17 protein-coding genes and 2 pseudogenes are annotated in these 23,843 nt (G+C 61.6%); 15 read left to right on the forward strand and 4 right to left on the reverse strand.

Annotated elements, in window-relative coordinates; translation table 11 throughout:
• The first annotated feature begins 90 nt into the window (after positions 1–90).
• The 6 genes from ACTPOI_RS22675 (at position 91) to ACTPOI_RS22700 (ending at position 10,343) form a co-directional block, all read left to right on the forward strand.
• Complete coding sequence (locus ACTPOI_RS22675; RefSeq protein WP_440113103.1) at positions 91–1,716, forward strand: peptide chain release factor 3; 1,626 nt, start codon at positions 91–93, stop codon at positions 1,714–1,716.
• Positions 1,717–1,719: 3 nt separating this feature from the next.
• Entirely contained in the window at positions 1,720–4,254 is a 2,535-nt protein-coding gene (locus tag ACTPOI_RS22680; protein WP_440113106.1) for a DUF7657 domain-containing protein, read from the forward strand.
• Between the two features lie 3 nt (positions 4,255–4,257).
• The gene (locus tag ACTPOI_RS22685; RefSeq protein ID WP_440113109.1) at positions 4,258–6,273 is read left to right on the forward strand and encodes a hypothetical protein; all 2,016 of its coding nucleotides are present in this window, start codon (positions 4,258–4,260) and stop codon (positions 6,271–6,273) included.
• Between the two features lie 391 nt (positions 6,274–6,664).
• Positions 6,665–7,651 (forward strand): glycosyltransferase family 2 protein, encoded by a 987-nt coding sequence (locus ACTPOI_RS22690; protein WP_440113112.1) that lies wholly within the window; start codon positions 6,665–6,667, stop codon positions 7,649–7,651.
• Positions 7,652–7,680: 29 nt separating this feature from the next.
• Positions 7,681–9,558, forward strand: a complete 1,878-nt coding sequence (locus ACTPOI_RS22695) for a beta-galactosidase (protein ID WP_440113115.1) — start codon at positions 7,681–7,683, stop codon at positions 9,556–9,558.
• 2 nt (positions 9,559–9,560) lie between these two features.
• Positions 9,561–10,343 carry an HAD-IIB family hydrolase gene (locus ACTPOI_RS22700; protein ID WP_440113118.1) on the forward strand — a complete coding sequence of 261 codons (783 nt, stop codon included), beginning with the start codon at positions 9,561–9,563 and terminating at the stop codon, positions 10,341–10,343.
• A 52-nt stretch (positions 10,344–10,395) separates the two neighbouring features.
• Here ACTPOI_RS22700 and ACTPOI_RS22705 read toward each other — a convergent pair.
• Together ACTPOI_RS22705 and ACTPOI_RS22710 are read right to left on the reverse strand one after the other, a co-directional pair.
• A pseudogene (locus ACTPOI_RS22705) lies at positions 10,396–10,611 on the reverse strand (IS3 family transposase); the annotation flags it as partial.
• A gap of 60 nt (positions 10,612–10,671) precedes the next feature.
• Complete coding sequence (locus ACTPOI_RS22710) at positions 10,672–11,751, reverse strand: IS630 family transposase (protein ID WP_440113121.1); 1,080 nt, start codon at positions 11,749–11,751, stop codon at positions 10,672–10,674.
• A gap of 209 nt (positions 11,752–11,960) precedes the next feature.
• Between ACTPOI_RS22710 and ACTPOI_RS22715 the strand changes: the two genes are divergently transcribed.
• From ACTPOI_RS22715 to ACTPOI_RS22725, 3 genes are all read left to right on the forward strand, one after another.
• Positions 11,961–12,392: an Lrp/AsnC family transcriptional regulator gene (locus ACTPOI_RS22715; RefSeq protein ID WP_015015737.1), complete on the forward strand. Its 432-nt coding sequence runs from the start codon at positions 11,961–11,963 to the stop codon at positions 12,390–12,392.
• A 111-nt stretch (positions 12,393–12,503) separates the two neighbouring features.
• Positions 12,504–13,466 (forward strand): Bug family tripartite tricarboxylate transporter substrate binding protein, encoded by a 963-nt coding sequence (locus tag ACTPOI_RS22720; RefSeq protein WP_252661117.1) that lies wholly within the window; start codon positions 12,504–12,506, stop codon positions 13,464–13,466.
• A gap of 72 nt (positions 13,467–13,538) precedes the next feature.
• The gene (locus ACTPOI_RS22725) at positions 13,539–15,047 is read left to right on the forward strand and encodes an NYN domain-containing protein (protein WP_440113125.1); all 1,509 of its coding nucleotides are present in this window, start codon (positions 13,539–13,541) and stop codon (positions 15,045–15,047) included.
• Positions 15,048–15,050: 3 nt separating this feature from the next.
• On the opposite strand, the gene ACTPOI_RS22730 is transcribed toward ACTPOI_RS22725, so the two are convergent.
• A complete protein-coding gene (locus ACTPOI_RS22730; protein WP_440113128.1) occupies positions 15,051–16,109 on the reverse strand; it encodes a PfkB family carbohydrate kinase in 1,059 nt (352 codons plus the stop codon).
• Positions 16,110–16,245: 136 nt separating this feature from the next.
• On the opposite strand from ACTPOI_RS22730, the gene ACTPOI_RS22735 reads away from it, so the two are divergent.
• The 6 genes and pseudogenes from ACTPOI_RS22735 (at position 16,246) to ACTPOI_RS22760 (ending at position 22,235) form a co-directional block, all read left to right on the forward strand.
• Positions 16,246–17,259, forward strand: coding sequence for a sugar ABC transporter substrate-binding protein (locus ACTPOI_RS22735; protein ID WP_015015733.1), 1,014 nt, complete (start codon positions 16,246–16,248; stop codon positions 17,257–17,259).
• 164 nt (positions 17,260–17,423) lie between these two features.
• On the forward strand, positions 17,424–18,383 hold the full coding sequence (locus tag ACTPOI_RS22740; RefSeq protein WP_440113132.1) for an ABC transporter permease: 960 nt from the start codon (positions 17,424–17,426) through the stop codon (positions 18,381–18,383).
• A 2-nt stretch (positions 18,384–18,385) separates the two neighbouring features.
• Complete coding sequence (locus tag ACTPOI_RS22745; RefSeq protein ID WP_440113135.1) at positions 18,386–19,192, forward strand: ATP-binding cassette domain-containing protein; 807 nt, start codon at positions 18,386–18,388, stop codon at positions 19,190–19,192.
• A gap of 13 nt (positions 19,193–19,205) precedes the next feature.
• Positions 19,206–19,658 (forward strand): RbsD/FucU family protein, encoded by a 453-nt coding sequence (locus ACTPOI_RS22750; RefSeq protein ID WP_440113137.1) that lies wholly within the window; start codon positions 19,206–19,208, stop codon positions 19,656–19,658.
• 13 nt (positions 19,659–19,671) lie between these two features.
• On the forward strand, positions 19,672–20,913 hold the full coding sequence (locus tag ACTPOI_RS22755; RefSeq protein WP_440113139.1) for an ROK family transcriptional regulator: 1,242 nt from the start codon (positions 19,672–19,674) through the stop codon (positions 20,911–20,913).
• Positions 20,914–21,075: 162 nt separating this feature from the next.
• A pseudogene (locus ACTPOI_RS22760) lies at positions 21,076–22,235 on the forward strand (ISL3 family transposase).
• A gap of 86 nt (positions 22,236–22,321) precedes the next feature.
• Here ACTPOI_RS22760 and ACTPOI_RS22765 read toward each other — a convergent pair.
• Positions 22,322–23,821, reverse strand: a complete 1,500-nt coding sequence (locus ACTPOI_RS22765; protein WP_440113142.1) for a PLP-dependent aminotransferase family protein — start codon at positions 23,819–23,821, stop codon at positions 22,322–22,324.
• Positions 23,822–23,843 lie beyond the last annotated feature (22 nt).

Consider the following 23,843-nt stretch of genomic DNA (forward strand, 5'->3'; position numbering starts at 1 on the left):
GTAAAATCCCGCGATTCGGCGCACCGCGCCTGTCGCGCCCACTGCCGCAGCCCTTGCCGCAGCGGGCCCTAGCCCTCTTGGAATCCCCCTGTGTCCCACGCCCCCGAAACCCGGCGCCGCCGCACCTTTGCCATCATTTCCCACCCCGACGCCGGTAAAACGACGCTGACGGAAAAGCTGCTGCTGTTCTCGGGCGCGATCCAGATCGCCGGTGCCGTCAAGGGCCGCAAGGCCAGCCGCCACGCCACATCCGACTGGATGGAAATCGAAAAGCAGCGCGGCATCTCGGTAGCCAGCTCGGTGATGCAGATGCTGTACCGCGAACATGTGATCAACCTGCTCGACACGCCCGGCCACAAGGACTTCTCGGAAGACACCTACCGCGTGCTCACCGCCGTGGACTCGGCGCTGATGGTGATCGACGCAGCCAACGGTGTGGAAGCACAAACCCGCCGCCTGATCGAGGTCTGCCGCCAGCGCGACACGCCCATCATCACCTTCGTGAACAAGATGGACCGCGAAGTGCGCGACCCGCTGGACATCATGGACGAGGTGGAGCGCGAACTGGGCATGCCCTGCTGCCCCATGACCTGGCCCGTGGGCCAGGGCAAAAGCTTCGGCGGCATCATCAACCTGCGCACCAAGACGATGACCGTGTTCGAGTCCGGCAGCGAACGCCGCCCGCAGGATTTCGAGTCCATCCCGCTCACCGACGTGGACACGCTGCGCGCCCGCTTTGGTGCCGAATTCGACGCCGCCATGGACAGCATGGAGCTGGCCACCGGCGCATCCCCCGCCTGGGACCATGAGGCCTTCCTGGCCGGCAAGCTCACCCCCGTGTTCTTCGGCTCCGGCGTGAACAACTTCGGGGTGATGGAGGTGTTGGACGCCCTGGTGGACATGGCCCCGCCCCCTGGCCCGCGCGTGAGTACGCTCGAAGTCAACAAGCAGCCCGTTGTCAAGACCATCCAGCCCGAAGACGAAGGTTTCTCGGGCGTGGTGTTCAAGGTGCAGGCCAACATGGACGCCAACCACCGCGACCGCATCGCCTTCGTGCGTGTGGCCTCGGGCAAATACACGCCGGGCATGAAGCTCAAGGTGCAACGCACCGGCAAGGAGCTGCGGCCCACCTCGGTCGTGACCTTCATGTCCCAGCGCCGAGAAGCGGTCGAAGAAGCCTACGCGGGCGACATCATCGGCTTCACCACGCACGGCGGCGTGCAGCTGGGCGACACCATCACCGACGGTGCCAACCTGCAGTTCACCGGCCTGCCCTTCTTCGCGCCCGAGATGTTCATGACCGTGGTGCTCAAGAACCCGCTGCGCACCAAACAGCTGCAGCAGGGCCTGGCCCAGCTGGGCGAGGAAGGCGCGATCCAGGTCTTCAAGCCCGATGCCGGCGGCAACATGCTGCTGGGCGCCGTGGGCCAGCTGCAGTTTGAAGTGGTACAGCACCGCCTGAAGGCCGAATACGACGCTGATGTGCGCCTGGAAGGCTGCCAGTACACGGGCGCCCGCTGGATCACCGCCGACAACGCGGCCGACCTGCGTGCATTCACCGATGCCTACCCGCTGCGCCTGGCGCACGATGCGGCGGATACGTTGGCCTACCTGTGCACCTCACCTTACGACGTGCGGCTGGCGCAGGAGCGGTTTCCGAAGATCCATTTCCATCCGCTGCGGGAGCATGCGGGGTTGGCTTTGCAGGGTGCATAGGGGATGCGACGTATCGTGCACGAAAGGAGTCTTTTCGCCCTCCGGTATCTCATTCCGTTGTTCTTCTGTTTTCTATCGATTTGTGGTTTGGCGGTCGCAAGTGACAAGGCCGGTCACGAATTTCAAGGAACAATTGACGCTACGCGCTATGACCGTTCGCTCAACCAATTGCACATTGAGGGCTGGGGTTGGGATTCAGTCACTCGGCGTGCGCCCGAGAAGTTACAGGTTTTCATCCACGGCCGCCACTACGAAGTAGAGATCCTGTCGTTATCCGAGAGAAAAGACGTGCAAGCAGCGCTTGGCGTTCCAGGTGCAATGACCGGTTTTTCGACGGACATCCCCCTGCAAGGGTCATTGCCAAGTGGCACGCATCTCGTCGAGGTCAGTGCGATCTTTGACCAGGGCCGCGCCATCAAACTTCCAGCCTGGGGTGGCGAAACGCCGCGAGTTCAGGTGGACAAACCGCAGAGCCGACACTGGATCCTCTTGGCGCTCGTACTCGCTGCGATAGCACTTTCGTACGCTCCACCACTTCGCCGATGGGGAAAAGGATTGGAGCACTGGGTTGGCCGGCACCCGCAGAGAACGGGAATTGCTATTGGCACCGTCTTCGTACTCTTGGTTGCCTTTGGCATCACCGGAAGCTCGCTTCAACTTCTGCGCAAAGGCCCGCAGGGTCCATTCGGCTTGGGCGTGATGGAATTCAACGGGAGCGACGCAAGACTATTCAAGTTGCGCGATATACGTTCAGACGAATGGGGCGTCCTTGCCGCAAACACGCTCGCTCAATGGAACCATTCGCCGCGCTTCCCGATAGTCAACTCCAATATCGGTATCGAAGGCCAGAATATGGGGGTGGTGGGTATGACCGGCGTACCAATCAGCCAGCCGGCTGCATTGGCGCGTCCAGCAACTTGGGGCTATTTTCTGCTGCCGCTGCGACAAGCATTGAGCTGGCATTGGCAGTTTCCTATCTTCGCCTGTCTTTTTTTTCTATGGCAAGCGCTCAACTTGCTACGCCCTGGGAACTATGGCTTCAACCTCGCACTTTCCACTGCGTTTTGTACCGCTCCCTATGCTGCAGGCTGGTCTCATTGGCCACTCTACGCAGCGCTTTTCCCATTGGCGCTATTCGTTACTACTGCGTCAGCACTTAGGAACAAATCCTTGGCAAAAGCACTTGTCCTGGGCGCGGTCACGGGCGTGCTTGGGGCTGGATGGGTATTGGTCCTGTACCCACCATGGCAGATTACGGTGGGCACTTTTTTTGTGCTATTGGCTATCGGCTGGCTGCTGGACCATCGACAAGAATTACAGTTTCGCAAAGCCCAATGGCTCAGTTTCAGCGTTGCTTTACTGGTAGTTGCCACACTCTTAGGAAGTTGGTGGATAGATACAGCGGATGCAGTCGAGAAAATTCGGTCCACTGCCTATCCCGGCGCACGGAAAGCCCTGCAGGGGGGTGAGATCAGTTGGCTGTGGGCACTACGCGGCTACACCAACCCGGAGACACTGACCTTTGGGGCAGGCCCTCATTCCAACCAGAGTGAAATCGGCTCTTACCTACTGTTTCCACTTCCCCTCCTCGTCTTAGCGCTGATCTACTGCAGGCGTTCAATCAACGCCCGCTGGGCGTTGTTCGCCTGCCTCGCTTTCGCTGCAGCATGGACGGTTTTTCGCTTCCTCGGCATTCCTTTGTGGCTCGCAGAAGCGACGTTCTGGAGCCGTGTACCGTCTGGCCGCCTAGATTTAGCGATCGGATTAGCGTGCACAGCGCTTCTCGCAATCCTCACGCCCAACGCCCGGCCGGACTCGCCGACAGTGCGTGTATCGGGCATCCGCACCTGTATGGACTTCGCTATTGCTTGCGGTAGTGCACTGCTGGTTTTTATTGGATTGCAATTTTTTCCAAAGGAGCTCTTTGCCAATAATAGTCCACCGTTTTTGTGGTCGCTAGTGCTCGCTGGTTTTTTCGTTTCGTGGTGGATGATGCGTGGAAAAGTGCGCACAGCGGTTTGCATGATCCTCATATTGAACGTGATTTCAACTATTGCGTTCAACCCGGTGTCACGAGCTCCAAGGTCGGTCAATCTAAGTTCTGGTGCTATGCCAATGGCTATAGACCCGCCAACCTCAAAACCCCTTCGCACACTCGTCATTGGTGGTTGGGGAGTAGGGCCAATGACATTTGCAGCGGTAGGAGTCCCTACTATCAATGGTGTTCTCTATTACCCACAGCGTAGTTTCTGGGAAGGATTGGGCCTGCCTGCCGCGGAATGGAATACCGTTAACCGTTACCAGCATTTGGGCATTGAACTCGGCGCGCTTCCAGGCGAACGCACATTCGAAGTTCGAACAAATCAATTGGACTCTGTTGATATCAAGATTGACCCTCAGCGTTTTGACTTCACCCAGACCGGAGCGCAACGCTTAGCAGCTTTGGAGCCTGACGCCAAGTTGCTGCGAGGCAGCCCTTACCTCAAAGAACAGGGGCAGTATGGAGGCGTGTTTTGGTTCGCCATACGCACTCGTTGACTGATGCCAAAGTACTTTTCCATCCCATCTTCGCTACACATAATTCAGCATGCCCCTTTGATCTGGCTTGCGTGGACACTGTTGGTCGCCGTCAAGCAACTTATTCGCTTCTTTCCAGCACCTGATGCGCCTCTGAACGGAGATGCTCGTTGGGTGTATCTCCCTAACGCTCGGCTGTTGATGGACGATCCATGGGGTTTCCTGACGAAAGATCCATCGAGCCTGCATGTCGCACCTTTAGGCTATATATGGCCAGCCTTGTGGGGGGCCGATGTGGCCACCATCCAACTCGTGAACTGCGTGCTATTTCTTGCGTGCATTGTGCTCATGTGGCGCAGCGCCACCCGCTTAGGCGGGATGTGGGCCGGGATCGTTTCCACTGCGCTGTTAGCGTACTACCCGGAGTTTCGCCGCTACATTCCGCAAGTCCTCACGGAATCAATTTTCCTGTTTGGATTGATGCTCTGGATAACGTCAAGCATCGAGTACATAACTGGTAACCATCGACGTTTCTTTTGGCTGTTTTGGGGTGGAACGGGACTTACAATCACCTTGTTGGCTCGCCCCGTGCTGCAATTTTTCGCCGTATGTGCATTGATACTGGTCACTGCTGCGTGCTGGTGTCTCCGAAAGACTACGCACCAAACGATCTCCATACAGAGCGTACGAGACGTCATCAACAAACACCTATGCGTAGCATTACTGGCAGCCTTGCTGTTGCCAGGGACCATCGTACTGAAAAACGGTGTGTGCTTTGGGTTTTGGGGTATCTCCACCGGCGCAGGTACGGGGCTCTACTACGGTGTCAGTCCTTTCAAAATGGGGCTCGAACCAGTTTTCTCAGGGTTCAGTTATGACGCTGGCCATACACCCCGCGCGGTTGCGCCGGAGACGCTGGGCAACCCTCTCAAACAACTTTCCGACTCAATCAATCGACGTGTTGCCATCAACATCATCGAAAATACCTCCTTGAGCGACAATTTAAAATTCTTTGCGTTCAAGCTGAAATCCTGGCTTCTTTACAGCACCCCAGAACTTCGGATAACACCCAAGTTGCGTACGTTGCGTACTTTCGAATGGATAGTGATCAGTGCAGCGGCCTTCCTCCTTTGCGGTCGGGCTCTGCGCAAAATTCGAAGTGGAACAAGTAGCCAATGGATCGCCACATGCGGCCAAACGCCACGAACGCTCGTTGTCTTCGCGCTATTGCTGACCGGCGCGCTCTCCATGGCGCTGCAGCTCACACCTGTTCTATACAACGGTCGCTACAACCTCTTCTTTATGGAGCCGTGGCTCATACTTTTGGCGGGACAGAGTGTCGCCATATTACTGAGTAGATCTGAAAAATCTCTCGGTGGAGGAGACGACAAATTTACTTGGCAGTGGTTTATTTCACGGATCGGATTGGCTGCAGCGCTTATTGCATTACCCCTAGCCCTCACAAAATACTCATTGGAAAATGAAAATTGGGCCATGGACCCTTACCGCCCAGGTCCAACGGAAGTAATTTTAGACAGCAAATCCATGGGAGCCGCGCGAGCGCAACGTGGTAGTAACACCGACGGACTGCGCTGGCGAATTGAGGAAACTCCGTTTCAATTGCATATTCCGCTACACCCTTCTGATGTCCCTGCGCTGAGCCCAGACCACACGCTGGATGCGATATGGCGCTTTCGTTTTGCCATAGAACCGCCGGATGAGCCGCTGACTCAGGATGGTGACTGCCGCAAGGCTACCTTGAGCCTTTCCAACGCTTACACATTGCAGGAGTGGTATCGACCGGATGCGGCACTCCAACTGAAAGCAAATGGAGTGCCGCAAACATATGCAATTTCCGGAAATGCAGAGTTGCGTCCAGCGGGCCCAGGGGAACTGACACTCACGTTCCACTGCCCAAAAGGAACCTATGTGATTTGGGAAAGTGCGGAACTGCTCCGGTCCACGCTTGCGGAGGCTGCGTACCAGTACATCCACCACGGCAGAGCGATAAATTCTTACCGGCTGAACGAGCCGCAGTAGATCTAACCAATATAAACAGCCCTAGAAAATGACTCCAGTCCTCGCATGCATCACCATCGTTTGTGTCCTCGGGATATCTCTGGGGCAGATGCTTTTCAAAAAAGCGGCACTAACCATTCCCGAAGTTGCCACATGGCAGCATTGGGTTTTCAACGGTTGGCTCATAACTGCATTGGCTTTATACGGAGCCACTACGCTAGCATGGATCTGGGTGCTGAGGCATGCCCCCTTGCACTTGGCATATCCCTTCATGGGACTCGCGTTTCTCATCGTCCCAACGCTTGGCTGGCTGTTCTTAGGCGAACCCATTCGCTGGGCTACCCTTGTTGGAGGCGGTTTGATACTTGCAGGCATCGCCGTCGCCGCCCAAGCATCCTGAAAGGTCCACCCCGTGCGTATTGCTGTCGTGATCCCCTGCTACAAAGTCACTCAACATGTTCTGGGCGTAATTGCCGACATAGGACCTGAAGTCGAAAGAATTTATGCGGTCGACGACGCCTGTCCGGAGGGTAGCGGCCGCTTCGTCGAACAACACAACCATGATCCACGTGTACGCGTGCTCTATAACCCCGAAAACCGAGGCGTGGGAGGGGCGGTCGTGACGGGATATCAAGCCGCCATGTCGGAAGGCTTCGATATCGTTGTCAAAATTGATGGCGACGGACAAATGGACCCGCGATTGCTCCCCTTGTTCGTAAGGCCTTTGCAACGAGGCCAAGCGGATTACTCCAAGGGGAATCGTTTCTACCGCCCTGAGTCAGTTCAAGGGATGCCTCCAATAAGGCTGTTCGGAAACGCTGTGCTGTCATTCCTCACCAAGCTTAGTTGCGGGTATTGGAACGTCATGGACCCCACCAACGGCTATACGGCCGTCCGCACTTGCGTTTTGGCAGAACTACCCTTGGACAAACTTGAGCGTCGCTACTTTTTTGAGACGGACATGCTCTTTCGATTGAATACTGTCCGAGCGGTTGTTAAGGACGTCCCGATGGATTCCGTCTATGCCGATGAAGAATCTAATCTAAAGATAAGCAAAGTACTTCCTGAGTTTCTGCGCAAACATTTGTCGAGACTTTGGAGACGATATTTCTACAACTATCTGATTCGAGACTTCAACATTGGGACTCTCTACAGTCTTTTCGGATCTCTTCTCCTCGTTTCTGGAACAGTGTTCGGAACCGTTCACTGGCTCAACAGTACGCACTCCAGTTATCCAGCTACCAGTGGGACCGTTATGCTAGCCGCCCTACCAATACTTATCGGCATTCAATTTCTTATTGCTTTCTTGCACTATGACGTCAGTAATGTGCCGACCGAACCAGTAAGTCAAGCCCTAGAAGCCTCAGTACAAGGAGCCCTCGGCTCCACATCTCCGTAGCGACCTTACGTCCAGGCTCAGCCAATCCCATGTTTTTTTTTCGTGAATTCCGAACAGGCGTATACCGGTATAATCCCTGTAAACGTGCCGCCATTCTTCTGATCGCAGCCCTGTCAGGCTTTACAGCAGTCGCTGAGTCTGCGGGCCAGGAACTACGAAAGGAGCCGCTCGTCATCGCACCGATTGTGGAAGGCATCCATCTGTGTGACGAAGCCGCGTCGAACAAAAGCATCACATCACTTGCCGACGCCTACGCGTTGTGCCGTAAATCGAAACTGGATGGGGCGAGTGCCGTCAATCGCCTGCTAAACACATTGGAGCCGGGTGGACCAAAAGGGGCCGTTCAGGTCGGCTACACAGCCACGCTGCAATTGCTCGCGTTGTATCAGAAGACGCCGCGTGGCTGGGAGATCGATCCGACCCGAGTAGATGATTTTCTAAGCATCTTGCGCAAAGTTCAGCGTCCCGTTGTTGTGTACCTTGCTGCCGACCATTTTGACTCTCTCGGTCCTATTTCCGAAGAGTTGAGCAAGGATTCGCAGAACATGCTGCAACTACGCGATGGAAAGCCTCTGGAGCTGAATTACTTTGGCTACCAAATCAAGCCGTACACGTTGTCCACCAACCCTGCAATCCCCGTCAATCATTACCGATTCCAAGCGCTCGGCTATGTAGCCGAGAAAATCAAAGCGCTGCCGAAGTCCGTGCAGGACCGAGTAGTAGCCTACACGTTGGCGGGGGAACTGCATCAGATGTTTCCCGATTTCGAAAACGGAATGGGTGCTTATCAAGGCATTCAAGTCACAGACTACAGTCCATCATCCATCACTGACTTTCGCAAGTGGCTCGCTGCGAAGTACAAGAGCGTAGATAGTTTGAACGCCACTATGGGGTCGACTTACGCCAAGTTCGAGGAGGTACCCGCCCCTTCGAAAGACATACGTAAGGAAAAACTAGGCAGCTTTGGAGAACACTACGATGCATTCGCAGATGGCACGCTGCCTATCGCGGGGTGGCTTTGGGATCCTTTGCAAAAAATCCAGCAGTTGGAGTTGCACGTCGATAGCGAATACGTCGGCCCGATAGCTTACGGATTCAACAGATTGGATGTGTACCGAGCAGAAGCGTCCATCACCACACCGAGCACGGGTTTCCGATATGACCTCGACTTCACCCGTATCAAACCCGGCAGACACATAGCTCAGGTCATCGCGAAATCGCAAGGCACTCCGTACCAAGTAGCAGAGGTCGAATTTGTAGTGGTCGCTCGTGACCAAGCAGCGCCACCGTCTGCAAAGCCCAAAAAGATTGCCTCACTCAAGGCTGCCGCTACCCTATCGGGTGTTCGTTCGTGGCTGGATCAGCCGAGACCACTTCAGGATGTGTACTACAACCCTTTGGCGCGTGAGTGGAACCTGTTCAGGGAATTTCAGGTTTTTCAGTTCTTGAAATATTTTCGCGAGCAGGCCCTTAAGGCAGGACTTCCTGCCAGCAAGTTGTTCTCACACCAAATCGTGCCGAACGTCAACTCTTCATGGAATCCGCAGCTATTTGCAGTGGGCAAAACGCTGGAAGGAAACGCTCCGTGGAACCATGGGTTGAACATGTACGGCGGAGCGACCGACAGTGCATGGCTGCGCGACTTCATGGCTCAGCGTGGAATCAGGGGTTATGGCGTGCCTGAATTCAACCCGCAGCAATGGAAACGCGAAGGCGTACACCTCGCGGCCATGCAATCCCATTTGAAAGCAGGGGCGCGCTTTATCAGCCCATACTACTTTTCCGTGGTTCCTGCGCGCTTCAAAGGACCGGAACAAGGGGTCAATCGCATGGAACTCAGGCCAGACAATACGGCAGACGGCTCTGACCGCTTCTATAGAGCCATCATTGAGTTCGCGGCACAGTAGCAATGCAACCACTTTCCTCATGGCCTAAACGCTCCGGCATAGTCGGCGTTCTCACAGACATCGACGATACGCTGACGACGGAAGGCTCCATAACAGAAGAGGCCTTGAGAGCTCTCCATGACCTCTCGAACCATGATCTGCGTGTCATCCCTATCACAGGCCGCCCCGTCGGTTGGAGCGAGCCTTTCGCATTGGCATGGCCCGTTGACGCCATCGTGGCGGAGAACGGTGCTGTTGCACTGGTCCAGCGACCCGAGGGCGCTCTTAAGAAGCTCCACCAGCAAGATGCGGCTACTCGCACAGCCAACTTCGTCCGCATGCAAGAAGTGCTGAAGCAGATCGAACGTCGAGTCCCAGGCGCGTCTCGCGCCACCGACTCTGGAGGCCGCGAGTGCGATATCGCCATCGACCACAGCGAGTTCACCCAAATGCCTCAGACTGACATCGACCGTTGCGTAGCGTTGATGCAAGCGGCCGGAATGAACGCCACAGTGAGCAGCATTCACATCAATGGCTGGTATGGCACGCACAACAAGCTGGAGGGGGCACGATGGATCGTACGCGAGCTGTTCGGGCGTGACCTTGATGCAGAGATCGACCGGTGGGTCTACGTGGGCGACTCTACAAACGACCAGCTCATGTTCAAGCATTTTCCGCACAGCGTGGGCGTAGCCAACATCGCGCGGTTTGTGCCGCAGCTCACACACCTGCCGCGTTATGTGACGCAGGGCGAACGGGGCGCGGGGTTTGCCGAAGTGGCGCGGGCGATCCTCGCGGGCCGGTAAGGCGACAGGCGGGCCTTTACCACTCGGGGGCGGAAGAAAACTCGGACTGGTTTTATGCCGCAAGTCCAAGGCTCACCCGGTATTCGATGGGGCTGAAAGAGCCAAGAGAGATCTTGATCCGCTTCTCGTTGTACCAACGGATGTACGAGTCGACCACTTCAATGAACTGTTCGATCGTGACGCTCTTCCAGTCCCGAGGATAGAACAGCTCATTCTTCAGCCTACCGAAGAAGCCCTAGCACGCCGCGTTGTCCGGCGAGCAGACCTTGGGGACATCGAGCGGGTGAATCGCCTCGGCTGAACTAGTGTGGCGTCTCAGAAATAAGTATCAAATAATCGAACCAGCAGCGCGAGCGACAGAGGCCAGGATGGTGTCGGCGCTTTTGCGCCACACGAACGGCTTGGGGTCTTCGTTGTGACGGTCGATGTATGCCTGGATGGCTTGCTCCAGCTGAGCGACACTGGTGTGGGCGCTGCGCTTGATCCACTGCTCGCTGAGCTGGCTGAAGAAGCGCTCGACCAGATTGAGCCAGGACGCGGAAGTTGGCGTGAAGTGAACGTGATAGCGGGGATGGGCTGCTAGCCACGCCCGCACGGCCTGCGTCTTGTGCGTGCCGTAGTTGTCCATGATCAGGTGGATGTCTTGGTCGCCCGGCACCTGTGCATCAATGGCTTTGAGGAACTGCAGGAATTCCAGGCTGCGGTGACGGCGCTTGAGCTGTCCGATGACTTTGCCAGTGGCCACATCCAGCGCTGCGAACAGCGACGTTGTGCTGTGACGCTTGTAGTCGTGCGTGCGCGTGCTGGGTTTGCCAAACGTCAGTGGCAACCCTGGCTGGGTGCGATCCAGGGCCTGGATCTGGCTCTTCTCGTCTACGCACAGCACCAAGGCGCGATCAGGTGGTGCCATATACAGCCCCACCACATCGCGCACCTTGTCCACGAAATGAGGATCAGTGGACAGCTTGAAGGTCTCCTGCAAATGCGGCTTCAGACCAAACGCATGCCAGATGCGTTGCACCGTCGCCGGTGATACGCCCGCCTCTCGGCTCATCTGGCGCACGCTCCAGTGCGTGGCGTTGGTAGGCCTGCTGTGACGAACCTTGTCCACGATGTGCTGAACCCGCTCATCTCCCACACTGCGGGGGCGGCCCGTGCGCGGTGCATCGGTCAAACCCGCCAGGCGGTACGCCTGGTAGCGCCGCCGCCACTTGGAGACGGTTTGCACCGTCGTTCCCAAGCGCGGGGCAATCACAGCGCCCGACTCTCCATCCGCGCAGCCCAGCACAATTCGCATGCGCAGCTTCTCGTCTGCTGGCGCCTTGCGTACGCGCAAGCGCGCCTGGAGCTCTTGGCGCTCGGCATCGGTGATCTGCAGCTTCGTGGCGGGGCGTCCAGTGTGGGCCATCGGCGTAGTCTCCTCCAAGGAAACTCCTGGGATCAACACTCGCGGAAATAATTCCAATTACTTCTGAGACACCACACTAGTAGTTCAAGTTTTCGCCCGCAACCCCAGCAAAGAAGGCACCATTTTCTGAACAGCTCATGCTATTCAATAGCATCATGATTGTTCAAAATGCGCTGAAAATTGCCGATCTGACAGTTGCAAGACCCACCATGACCAAACTCGACGACACCGACCGCGAAATCATCAGCATCCTGCGTGCCGACGCGCGCACCCCCGTGGCCACGTTGGCGCAAAAGCTGCGCGTGTCGCGCGGCACGGTGCAGAACCGGCTGCACAAGATGGAGGAGAGCGGCGTCATCACCGGCTACACCGTGCGCCTGCGGCCCGATTCCGAACCCCAGCGCATCCGCGCCTGGATGAGCATTGCGGTCGAAGGCAATGCCGCCCCCGCCGTGATCCGCGCTCTGCGCGGCGAGCCCACGGTGGGCACGCTGCACACCACCAACGGCCGCTGGGACATCGTGGCCGAGGTGCGCGCCGAGAGCCTGGAAGCATTTGACGCAGCCCTGGGCCGCATCCGCCTCACGCCGGGCATTGCCAACACCGAGACCAGCATCCTGCTCTCGACCTACAAGGCGTGACCATCCCGGTGGCGCCTTGGCGACATGGGCTAGGGGGTTTCCGCATGCCCTCGCAGCAAGGGCTGCAGTTCAATGGCGAAGTCTTTGTTTTTGCTTTTCAGGAGCCCCGCCATGCAACGTCGCCAGATCATCCAATGGGGAGCCGCCAGCCTGGCTGCCCCCGCATTCCTGGCACAGGCCCAGAGCTTTCCCAACAAACCCATCAAGCTGGTCATCGCCTTCCCGGCCGGCGGCCCCACCGACATCACCATGCGCGCGCTGGCTGACAACGCCAGCAAGATCCTCGGGCAGACCGTGATTGTGGAAAACAAGCCCGGCGCGGGCGGCACCTTGCCTGCCCAGGCGCTGCAGACGTCGCCTGCTGACGGTTACACCGTCGCGCAGATTCCGCTGGGCGTGTTCCGCCTCCCTTACACCACCAAGATCAACTGGGACCCGGTCAAAGACATCAGCTACGTGCTGAATGTCACTGGCTACGCGTTTGGCCTGGTGGTGCCCGCCGACTCGCCACTCAAGACCTGGACGCACTTCGTGGCCTGGGCCAAGGCCAACCCCGGCAAGCTCAGCTACGGCTCCACCGGCACCATGACCAGCCCGCACCTGACCATGGAGCTCATCGCCCAGCAGCTGGGCCTGGAGCTGCTGCACGTTCCCTACAAGGGCAGCGCTGACCTCATGCAATCCATCCTGGGCGGGCAGATCATGGCGGCTGCCGACTCCACCGGTTTTGCACCGCAGGTCGAAGCCGGCAAGCTGCGCGTGCTCAACACCTGGGGCGCCGAGCGCCTGGCCAAGTTCCCCGACGCGCCCACGCTCAAGGAGCTGGGCCTGAATCTGGTGCAGAACTCGCCCTTTGGCATCGGCGCACCCAAGGGCACGCCCGATGCAGTGGTCAAGCGCCTGCACGATGCGTTCAAGCAGGCCATGGAGCAGGACAGCTACAAGACCGCACTGGCCCGCTACGACATGGTGCCCATGTACATGAGCACGTCGGCGTACAAGAAGTTTGCGCAGGACACCTTCACCCGCGAGAAGGCGCTGGTAGAGAAATTGGGCTTGGCCAAACCCACCTGAGGCCACTCCCTTCGGAGGGGGCAATGCGTTCCGTGTGATGATCCGCAGCATTGAACGGAACTCACACACGATATGGCATCCCCCTCCGACAGCATCAGCATGGCTCTGTTCTGCGACTTTGAAAACGTCGCCCTGGGCGTGCGCGATGCGCAGTACGAAAAGTTCGACATCAAGCCCATTCTGGAGCGCCTGCTGCTCAAGGGCTCCATCGTGGTCAAGAAGGCCTATTGCGACTGGGAGCGCTACAAGGGCTTCAAGGCCACCATGCACGAGGCGAACTTCGAGCTGATCGAAATCCCGCATGTACGGCAGTCGGGCAAAAATTCGGCCGACATCCGCCTGGTGGTGGACGCGCTGGACCTCTGCTACACCAAGTCGCACGTCAACACCTTCGTCATCATCAGCGGCGACTCGGACTTCTCCCCGCTGGTGTCCAAGCTGCGCGAGAACAACAAGCAGGTGATCGGCGTGGGCGTGAAGCAGTCCACGTCCGACCTGCTGATCGCCAACTGCGACGAGTTCATCTTCTATGACGACCTGGTGCGCGAAAACCAGCGCGCCCAGGCCCGCCGCCAGAGCCCGGGCAGCAACCCGCCACCCGCACCCCGCCGCAGCCCCGAGGAGGAGCGCAGCCGCAAGGAAAGCCAGGACGCACGCCGCGCCCAGGGCGTGGAGCTGGCGGCCGAGACCTTCGAGGCCCTGCTGTCCGAGCGCGGCGACACCGGCAAGATCTGGGCCTCGGTGCTCAAGGAGGCCATCAAGCGCCGCAAGCCCGATTTCAGCGAGGGGCGTTACGGCTTCCGCACCTTCGGCAACCTGCTGGAAGAGGCGCAGGCGCGTGGGTTGCTGGAGTTTGGGCGCGATGAAAAGTCGGGAGCGTATGTGTACCGCAGCCATGGTGGGTCGAGCGCCCCATCCGCGCCCGCACGGCCTGAAGGTACTGGAGAGCGTACCCATGAGCGCGCCAGCCAGGGCGGCGCCACGCGGCATGACTTTCATGCGGTGGCGACGGCACCTGATCTGCGCTCTGACAGCAGCGAAGGGCAGGGCGCGCCGGGCCGCAGCCAGGGGCGTCGTGGTGAGGGCGCTGACCGTGCAGACACGCGCCCCACGCAACGCAACGAACACGCTGAGTCCGAGCAGGCCGATGCCCCCTCCGAGCGCCCGGCCAGCCGTTACTTCAGCCAGCCTGTGGCTCCTGAAGCGGTGCCGCCAGAGCCGGAGATCGGCGCCACCACCACACCGCAAAAAGAGCTGCGCTCCGAAGTGGAAGAGGGTGAGAACACGCCGGTAGGTGGTGCGTCCATCGAGGCTGATGGCTCCGAAGCTGCCACCCCTCGCCGCAGCCGCGCTCGCAGTGGAGACAGCGCAAAGTCGGGCGCCAGCTCCCGCAAGGCGGCCACGCCCCGTGCACGCGGAGCGCGTGCTGGGGTGGATGCCGGCGATGCGGCCAACGCCGAGTCGCCCGCCGCTGCGCCCGAGGCCTCTGCCGCAGAGGCAGAAGGCACCACGCCCGCCAAGGCACCCGCTGCCCGCCCCCGCAGCCGGGCCCGCAAACCGGCAGCCAAGCCAGCTGAGTAAGGGTTACCGGCCCGCTGCGGTCGTTGAACGCCGCAGCGCCAGCCGCTCGTGTACTTCTTCGTACCGCGGCGGCGTGCAGCCCGCCCGCTCCACACAGTGGCTGGCGCTGGCCAGCGCGTGGTGCAGCACGGCGCGCAGCCGGGCCTCCGAAACGGGCGCCGTCAAGCCGCCCACGCGTTGGGCCAGCGCTTCCGCCCCCCGCTCGGGCCCGGCCAGCAAGGCCGTGATCAACCCCGCCAGAAAACAATCGCCCGCCCCCACCGTGTCTACCACCGTGATCGGAGCCTCCTCGCGCGCATGCACGGCCAGCCCATCACGCTGCAGCAGCCAGGCGCCGTTTGGCCCCAGGGTCAGGGCGAGCCATTGGGCCTGTGTTTGCTGCTGCAAATAGTGGGCGCGTTCCAAAGCGTTGGCGCCCGGAACCGCCAGCGCTTCCAGGTCGTCGTCGCTCACCTTGATGAGGTGGGCGTGCTGCAGGGCGGCCATCACATTGGCGCGGTAGGCCTCCGCATCGTCCACGGCCGATAGGCGCAGGTTGGCATCCACCACCACCATGCGGCCTGCTGCGCGCTGCGCTGCCAGCCAGGGCTGGTAAACGGCAGCGTCCTGTGCCACCAGCGCCAGGCAGCCGGTGGCCACTACCTGCAGCTCAGGCAACGCGGCGCAGGCGGCCGTCAGTGCCGCTGCCGTCACCTGGCGGTCGGCCACGCCATCGCGGTAGAAGCTGTAGCTGGCCTTGCCCTCGGCGTCCAGCGCGGCCAGCGCTAGCGCGCTGGGCGCACGCACCGGCGTGGGCGCTGCCAGGGCCACGCCCGCATCGTGCAAGTCGTGCGCCAGTTGCCGCCCCAGCATGTCGCCCGACAGCGGGTTGAGGTACAGCGTGCCCACGCCCTGCAGGCCCAGCGCGCGGGTGAGGTTGTAGACCGCGCCGCCCGCGCAGGGCTTCAGGCGGCCGTCCGGCTCTTCGATCAGGTCAAACAGGGCCTCACCCGCCGTGGCCACGCGCAGCGGCCGTGGGGTGTGGGTGGGGGCAGAGCCGGCGGACTGGATAGGGAAAACCATAAGTAAATCCACTTGATTTATTAACTTGTCGGCCACTATAGTTCGATCCCATCCACCCGACAAGAGTGGTTCACCTGCCAGCCGCGCAGCACGGGGCCGACAGGAATCTGCCATCCCAACACCCGGAGACAACGCCATGCAACGCACCCCCGCTTTCGCGCTTTCTGCCCTTGCCCTCACCGGCGCCCTGGCCTGTGGCCTGGCCCAGGCACAGGCGTCCGAGCCCGTCATCGGCCTCATCACCAAGACCGAGACCAATCCCTTCTTCGTGAAGATGAAAGAGGGCGCCACGGCCGAGGCCAAGAAGCTGGGCGCCAAGCTGGTGTCGGCCGCAGGCAAGACCGACGGCGACAACGCGGGTCAGGTCACGGCCATGGAGAACCTGATCGCTGCCGGTGCCAAGACCATCCTCATCACCCCCAGCGACGCCAAGGCCATCGTGCCCGCCATCAAGAAGGCGCAGGCACGCGGCGTGATGGTGATTGCACTCGACAGCCCCACCGAGCCCATGGACGCGACGGACGCGCTGTTTGCCACCGACAACTACAAGGCCGGCGAGCTGATCGGCCAGTACGCCAAGGCCGCCGCTGCAGGCAAGAAGCCCGTGATCGCCACGCTGGACCTGTTCCCCGGCCACCCCGTGGGCGCGCAGCGGCACAACGGCTTCTTGAAGGGCTTTGGCCTGCAGGCGAACGACGCCAAGAGCAACGAACTGTCGCGCCCCGCCGAAGTGGTCTGCATGGCCGACAGCTTTGGTGACCGCGCCAAGGGCCAGACCGGCATGGAAAACTGCCTGCAGAAGAACCCCGACATCAACATCGTCTACACCATCAACGAGCCCGCCGCTGCCGGTGCCTACAACGCGCTCAAGGCCGCAGGCAAGGAGAAGAACGTGCTCATCGTCTCGGTGGACGGCGGCTGCGCAGGCATTGCCGACGTGGGCAAGGGTGTGATCGCCGCCACCAGCCAGCAGTACCCGCTGCGCATGGCGGCCATGGGCGTGGCGGCCGGCGTGGAATACGCCAAGACCGGCAAGAAGGTCAGCGGCTACACCGACACCGGCGTGACGCTGATCGCTGCCAAGCCCATGGCGGGCGTGGACAGCAAGGATGTGAAAACTGGCACCGACCTGTGCTGGGGCGCCAAGTAAGAGCCGTTCGAAAAACTCTTCTGGCGTCGTTGCTGCGTCTTGTCGTACTACCGTGCTGCCTGCGACGCAGCGCCTAGCCAGAACCGCTTCGCTGAGTTTTGCGAGCAGCTCTGAAAACACGCCTTCTCTCTGAGAGTCACCTCATCCACCCGCACGGAGCCGCCATGTCCTCGACCGCTTCCAAACTACCGCCCCTGGCCACGCTGGGGCCGTTCATCGCGCTGATCCTGGCGTGCGCCTTTTTTGCCACGCAGAGCGAGCGTTTCCTGTCGGCGCAGAACTTCGCGCTCATCCTGCAGCAGGTCATGGTGGTGGCGGTGATTGCCATCGGCCAGACGCTGGTGATCCTCACCGCGGGCATTGATCTGTCGTGTGGCATGGTCATGGCACTGGGCGGCATCGTGATGACCAAGATGGCGGCGGACTACGGCCTCTCGGCCCCCGTGGCGATTGCGTGCGGTATGGCGGTGACCATGCTGTTCGGCCTGATCAACGGCCTCTTGGTCACCAAGATCAAGCTGCCGCCTTTCATCGTCACGCTGGGCACGCTCAACATTGCGTTTGCCGCCACACAGCTGTACTCGGGCGCGCAGACCATCACCGACATCCCTGCGGGCATGACCGCACTGGGCAACACCTTCCAGCTGGGGCAGACTGCCATCGTGTGGGGCGCGGTGCTCATGCTGGTGCTGTACCTCATCACCTGGTTTGCGCTGCGCGAGACCGCACCGGGCCGCCATGTGTACGCCGTGGGCAACAGCCCCGAGGCAACGCGCCTCACCGGCATTGCCACCGACAAGGTGCTGCTGGGCGTGTATGTGCTGGCCGGCCTGTTCTACGGCATTGCGTCGCTGCTGTCGGTGGCGCGCACTGGGGCAGGCGACCCGAACGCGGGCCAGACCGAAAACCTCGACGCCATCAGCGCTGTGGTGCTGGGTGGCACCAGCCTGTTTGGTGGGCGCGGCGTCATCCTGGGCACGCTGGTGGGGGCGCTGATTGTGGGCGTGTTCCGCAACGGGCTCACGCTGATGGGTGTGTCGTCGGTGTACCAGATCCTGGTCACCGGCATCCTCGTGATCCTGGCCGTGGCCACCGACCAACTCTCGCGCAAAGGAGTGCGTTGATCATGACCACCTCCACACACACCGCGAACGCCCCGCTGGTCATGCAGGCCAAGGGCTTGGTCAAGCGCTATGGGCAGGTCACGGCGCTGGATGGCGCCGACTTTGAACTGCGCGCCGGGGAAATCCTGGCGGTGATCGGCGACAACGGCGCGGGCAAGTCCAGCCTCATCAAGGCGCTGTCGGGCGCTACCGTGCCCGACGAAGGCGAGATCCTGCTCGACGGCCAGCGCATCCAGTTCAAGAGCCCCATCGACGCGCGCCGCGCGGGCATCGAAACCGTGTACCAGGACCTGGCCGTGGCCCCGGCGATGACGATTGCCGAGAACCTGTTCCTCGGCCGTGAACTGCGCCGCCCGGGCCTCTTGGGCAGCGCGCTGCGCATGCTCGACAAGAAGAGGATGCTGGAAGAAAGCGTGGCCCGCATGGCCGAGCTGAAGGTCGGCATCCGCTCCATGACGCAGGCGGTGGAGACGCTCTCGGGCGGCCAGCGCCAGTGCGTGGCCGTGGCGCGTGCAGCAGCGTTTGCGCGCCATGTCGTCATCATGGACGAGCCCACCGCCGCCCTCGGCGTGAAGGAGGGCAACATGGTGCTGGAGCTGATCCGCCGTGTGCGCGACAAGGGCCTGCCCGTCATCCTTATCAGCCACAACATGCCCCATGTGTTCGAGATTGCCGACCGCATCCACATCGCCCGGCTGGGCAAGCGCGCGGCCGTGGTCAACCCCAAGAAGATCAGCATGAGCGACACCGTGGCCGTGATGACGGGCGCCATGGCGGCCTCCGAACTGCCTGCCGAATGCCTCGCCTGAAAGTGCTGTCCCCATGCTCAAGAACATCGATCCCCTGCTGACCCCCGACCTGCTCAAGGTGCTGGCCGAGATGGGCCATGACGATGCCATTGTTTTGGCCGACGCCAACTTCACCGCCATGAGCCTTGGGGCTGGCAAGCCCGTGCTGCGCCTGCCGGGCATTGGCATGGCACGCGCTGTGCAAGCGGTGGCCAGTGTGCTGCCATTGGCGCAAGACGTGACGCACCCCGTGGCCTACATGCAGGTGGGTGGCACCGAGGTGCCGTACCGCTCAGCCCTGCAGCGCGAAACCATGGACGTGCTGGCGCGCGAGGGCGTGGCCAGCGCGCAGGCCGAAGGCGTGGAGCGGTATGCGTTCTACGAGCGCGTCAAAAAGGCCTATGCGATCGTCGTCACTGGCGAACGCCAGCCCTGGGGCAATTTCCTGCTGCGCAAGGGCGTCATCGGCGACACTCTGAACGCTTGACCGTTTCATCACCATGCTGGACACCGACGCATCTCCCACCGCCGTTGACAACACTGCCGCCAGCCCCGCGCTGCTGCGCCAGCGCGGCTCCAACCACGTGGGGCTGCGCCAGTTCAACGAGCGCGTGGTGCTGCAGGCGCTGCGCACCCACGGCAGCCTGGCCAAGGCCGAGATGGCGCGGGTCACAGGCCTCACGGCGCAGACCATCGGTTTGATCACCGCTCGGTTGGACGAAGACCAGCTGCTGCGCCGCGAAGCCCCCGTGCGCGGCCGTGTAGGCCAGCCTTCGGTGCCCATCGGCCTGAACCCCGACGGCGCGTTTGCCATCGGCATCAAGATCGGCCGCCGCAGCGCGGACTGGCTGCTGGTGGACTTCACCGGCCATGTGCGCGAGCGCATCGTGCTCGACTACGCCTTCCCTGACATCGACGTGCTGCTGCCCGCCATCCGCACGCACCTGAACCAGCTGCTCGACGGCCTGGGCCCGCTGCGCTCGCGTGTGGTGGGCGTGGGCGTGGCCGCGCCGTTCCAGCTCGGCGGCTGGCACCGCATGCTGGGGCTGACCGAGGCGCAGTCCGAGGCCTGGAACAACATCGACCTGGCCGAGCAGGTGCAGCAGATGACCGAACTGCCCGTGAGCTTTGCCAAGGACACCTCCGCCGCCTGCGTGGCCGAGCTGCTGCAGGGTCGTGGGCGTGACATCCCGAGTTTTCTGTACCTCTTCATGGACACCTTTGTGGGCGGCGGGCTGGTCATCAACTCGCACTTGCACCGGGGCCTGCATGGCAATGCCGGTGCGGTGGCCTCGCTGCCGCTGTCACCCGCCCAGCCGGGCCAGGCCCCCGCACAGCTCATCAGCCAGGCCTCGCTGTGGGAGCTGGAGCAGCGCTTTCGCGAACACGGCCTCGACCCCATGGCCGCCTACGACAAGCGGGTGCTGCAGGCCCCGTGGCTGGAACACAGCCGGGGCTGGATTGCGCGCGCTGCGGCGGGCCTGGCGCACTGCATCGTCTCGGCCACGGCGTTCCTGGACCTGGACGCCGTGGTGGTCGATGGCGCCGCTGCCCCCGAGCTGCTGCAGGCACTGTGCGAGAGCGCCCGCCATGCGCTGGCCGACTACAACTGGGAAGGCCTGCACCAGCCGCCCCGACTGGAGCTGGGCACCATGGGCTCGGACGCGCGGGCGCTGGGCGGGGCGCTGCTGCCGCTGCATGCGTGTTTTGCGCCGGACACGGACATCTTTCTCAAAGCGTAGCTGCGGTCGCTCAGCTTTGATGGGCTGGGCGCTATCAAATGTGGAGTTATCGGCGCTTATCCATCGGGCGGGAGGGCTTGTTTTTTTGGCTCTCTTCCGTTTCGGGTGGAACACTACAGTTCAAATAAATCCATTGACACCCCCTGAACAGGAGCCCTCCCGATGCAAGAAGCGTTGTTCTGCCAAGCGTTGGGGCTGGCCGCGCCCTCGGCTGTGGAGCGTGTTGCACTGGATGTCGAGCGCAGCCGCATCGACCTGTACGTGGTCTGGCAATCCGGCAGTGCCGCTTGCCCCGTTTGCGCCGCAGCTGACCAGAAACTGCATGACCACCGCCAGCGCAGCTGGCGGCATCTTGATTTCTTTCAGTTTGAAGCCTACGTGCACTGCGCGCTGCCTCGGGTGTCGTGCAGCGCCTGCGGCTCTACGAGCCAGCTGAGTGTTCCCTGGGCGCGAGAGAGCAGCCGCTTCACGCTCATGTTCGAGGCGCTGGCTCTGACGCTGGCCCGTGAGATGCCGGTGGCCGCATGTGCGCGCATCCTGCGCTGCGCGGACAACGCCTTGTGGCGCCAGATCGATGCCCATGTTGGCTTGGCGCGCGCCAAGGAGAGCTACGCGCAGGTGGCGGTCATTGGTATCGATGAGACCAGTTGCGCCAAAGGCCATAGCTATATCACCCTGGTGCACGATCTAGAGCGAGCGCGACTGATCTACGCCACCCCCGGCAAGGATGCCAGCACGGTTCAGAGATTTACCGAAGACTTCAAAAGCCACCAAGGCAGACCCGAGGCCATCCAGGTGGTGTGCATGGACATGTCCAAGGCCTTCATCGCAGGAGCTGGCCAGCACTTGCCCCAAGCGGCCATTGCCTTCGATGGCTTTCATGTGGTGCAGATGGCCAACCGGACAGCGGACGCAGTGCGGCGGGAAGAGGCCAGGGGCGAGCACTGGCTCAACAGACCGCCAGGGCGTGGCGGATGAAGGAGGCGCTGCGGGACATCTACCGCAGTGCGCTCGCTCAGACTCAGGCTGCACAAAGCGAGCTGGCAATCAAAAAGTGGCTGCGATGGGCACAACGCAGCCGCTTGCGGCCCTTCACTGATCTGGCCAAGACCATCCAGCAGCACTGGGCGGGAATACTCCAGGCGTTTGATGCCCCTCACCTGCACACCGGCTATGTGGAGGCGGTGAACTCACTGCTGCAAGCAGCCAAGGCCAAGGCGCGTGGTTATGGCACCACCGATCACTTCATCGCCATGGCGTTCCTGATTGCGGGAAAGCTCACTCACCTGCCGGGCTGTCCTTTGCAAAAAGCAAGGGCCTGACCATGGCTCTTGTGGGGATGTGGCTTTCGGCCCGAAATGGAAGAGAGCCCCTTCGAGCAACCGGGCCAAGAACCCGCCCGCCGGACCTATCGCACACCGGCCGCCAGTTGCCCCAGCTGACGCACGGCCTGCTCCAGTTCGCGCGTCCAGGGGCGGGCAATGTTCAGGCGCAGGTAGCTGGCGTACTTGGCGCTGGTGGAAAACAGTGCGCCGGGGGTGAAGGCGATGCCCTGCGCCACCGCGCATTGCAGCAAGGCCAGTGAATCCACGGGCTCGGGCAGCTGCAGCCAGAGCCACCAGCCCCCGGCGGGGCTGTGCACCCGCGTGCCCGCCGGAAAGTGCTTGCGCACGGCCTCGGCCGCACGCGGCGTGGTCTGTGCCAGCCGCTCGCGCAAGCGGCGCAGGTGGGGCTGCAAGCCGCCAGAGCGCATGAACTCGGCCATCACCGCCTGCTCCAGCCACGGCGCCGCGAGCGAGGTGCTGAGCTTGAGCGACTCCATGCGCGCATGCCAGCGCCCGCCCGATGTCCAGCCCAGGCGAAACGCGGGCGCCAAGCTTTTGCTGCTGCTGCCGCAATAGATCACGCGACCATGGCGGTCCCAGGCTTTCACGGGCTGAGGGCGGTGCGGCGTGTGCGAGAGGTCGCCAAACACATCGTCTTCGATCAGCGCCAGGTCGTGCTGCTCTACCAGGCGCAGCAAACGGCGCTTGTTGCGGTCAGGCATCACATGGCCGAGCGGGTTCTGAAAGTTGGGCATTGCAACCACGGCACGCACGCCGCTCTGGTGCTCCAGCGCGTATTCCAGTGCCTCCAGGCTCATGCCCTCGCCCGGCGTGCAGGGCAGCTCGATGGCGCGCAGGCCCAGGTTGCCCAGCATCTGCAGCAGGCCAAAGTACACGGGCGACTCCACCACCACGGCGTCGCCCGGCCGGGTGACGGCGCGCAGCGCCACGTTCAGGGCCTCGGTGCTGCCGTTGGTCACCAGCAGTTCGTCAGGCTGCAGGTCCAGCCCGTAGGTCGCCATCCAGGCCGCCAGCTCGGTGCGCAGCGCGGGCAGGCCGCTGCCGGTGGGGTAGGTGCCCAGCATCTCCGGCTGGCTGCGCAGCAGGCGCTGGGCGATGCGGGCCAGGGCCTCGGTGGGGTACCACGCGGGTGCCGCGTTGGCCAGATGCAGCCCCCACTGCAGGGGCTGCTGGGTGGTCAGCGCATACAGCTGGGTCATGCGGTGCTCCAGCGACACCAGTCGGTCGAACTCCACGGGCGGCGGCACCGCAGGCCGCGCGCGGGTCTGCAGGACTGGCAAGCTCGGCGGGCCCGCGCCGTCCGTCGCGCCTGGCGCCGCGCGGGCCGGGGTGGGCTCTGCGACATACATGCCGGACTTGTGCCGCGCCTGCACCACGCCCAGTGCCTCCAGGTGGCGGTAGCAGCGCACCACGGTGGCCACACTCACGCCCTGCGCGGCGGCCAGCGCGCGCACCGAAGGCAGGCGCTCGCCCGGCGCATAGCGTTTCAAGGTGATGTCGCGGCGCACTTGCTGCGCAAGCTGCAGGTAACTGTGCTGCAGTACAGATGTCGATGGAGCCATCTGTACAGCATAAACCCCGGGC

It is taken from the genome of Acidovorax sp. BL-A-41-H1, from assembly GCF_051942715.1.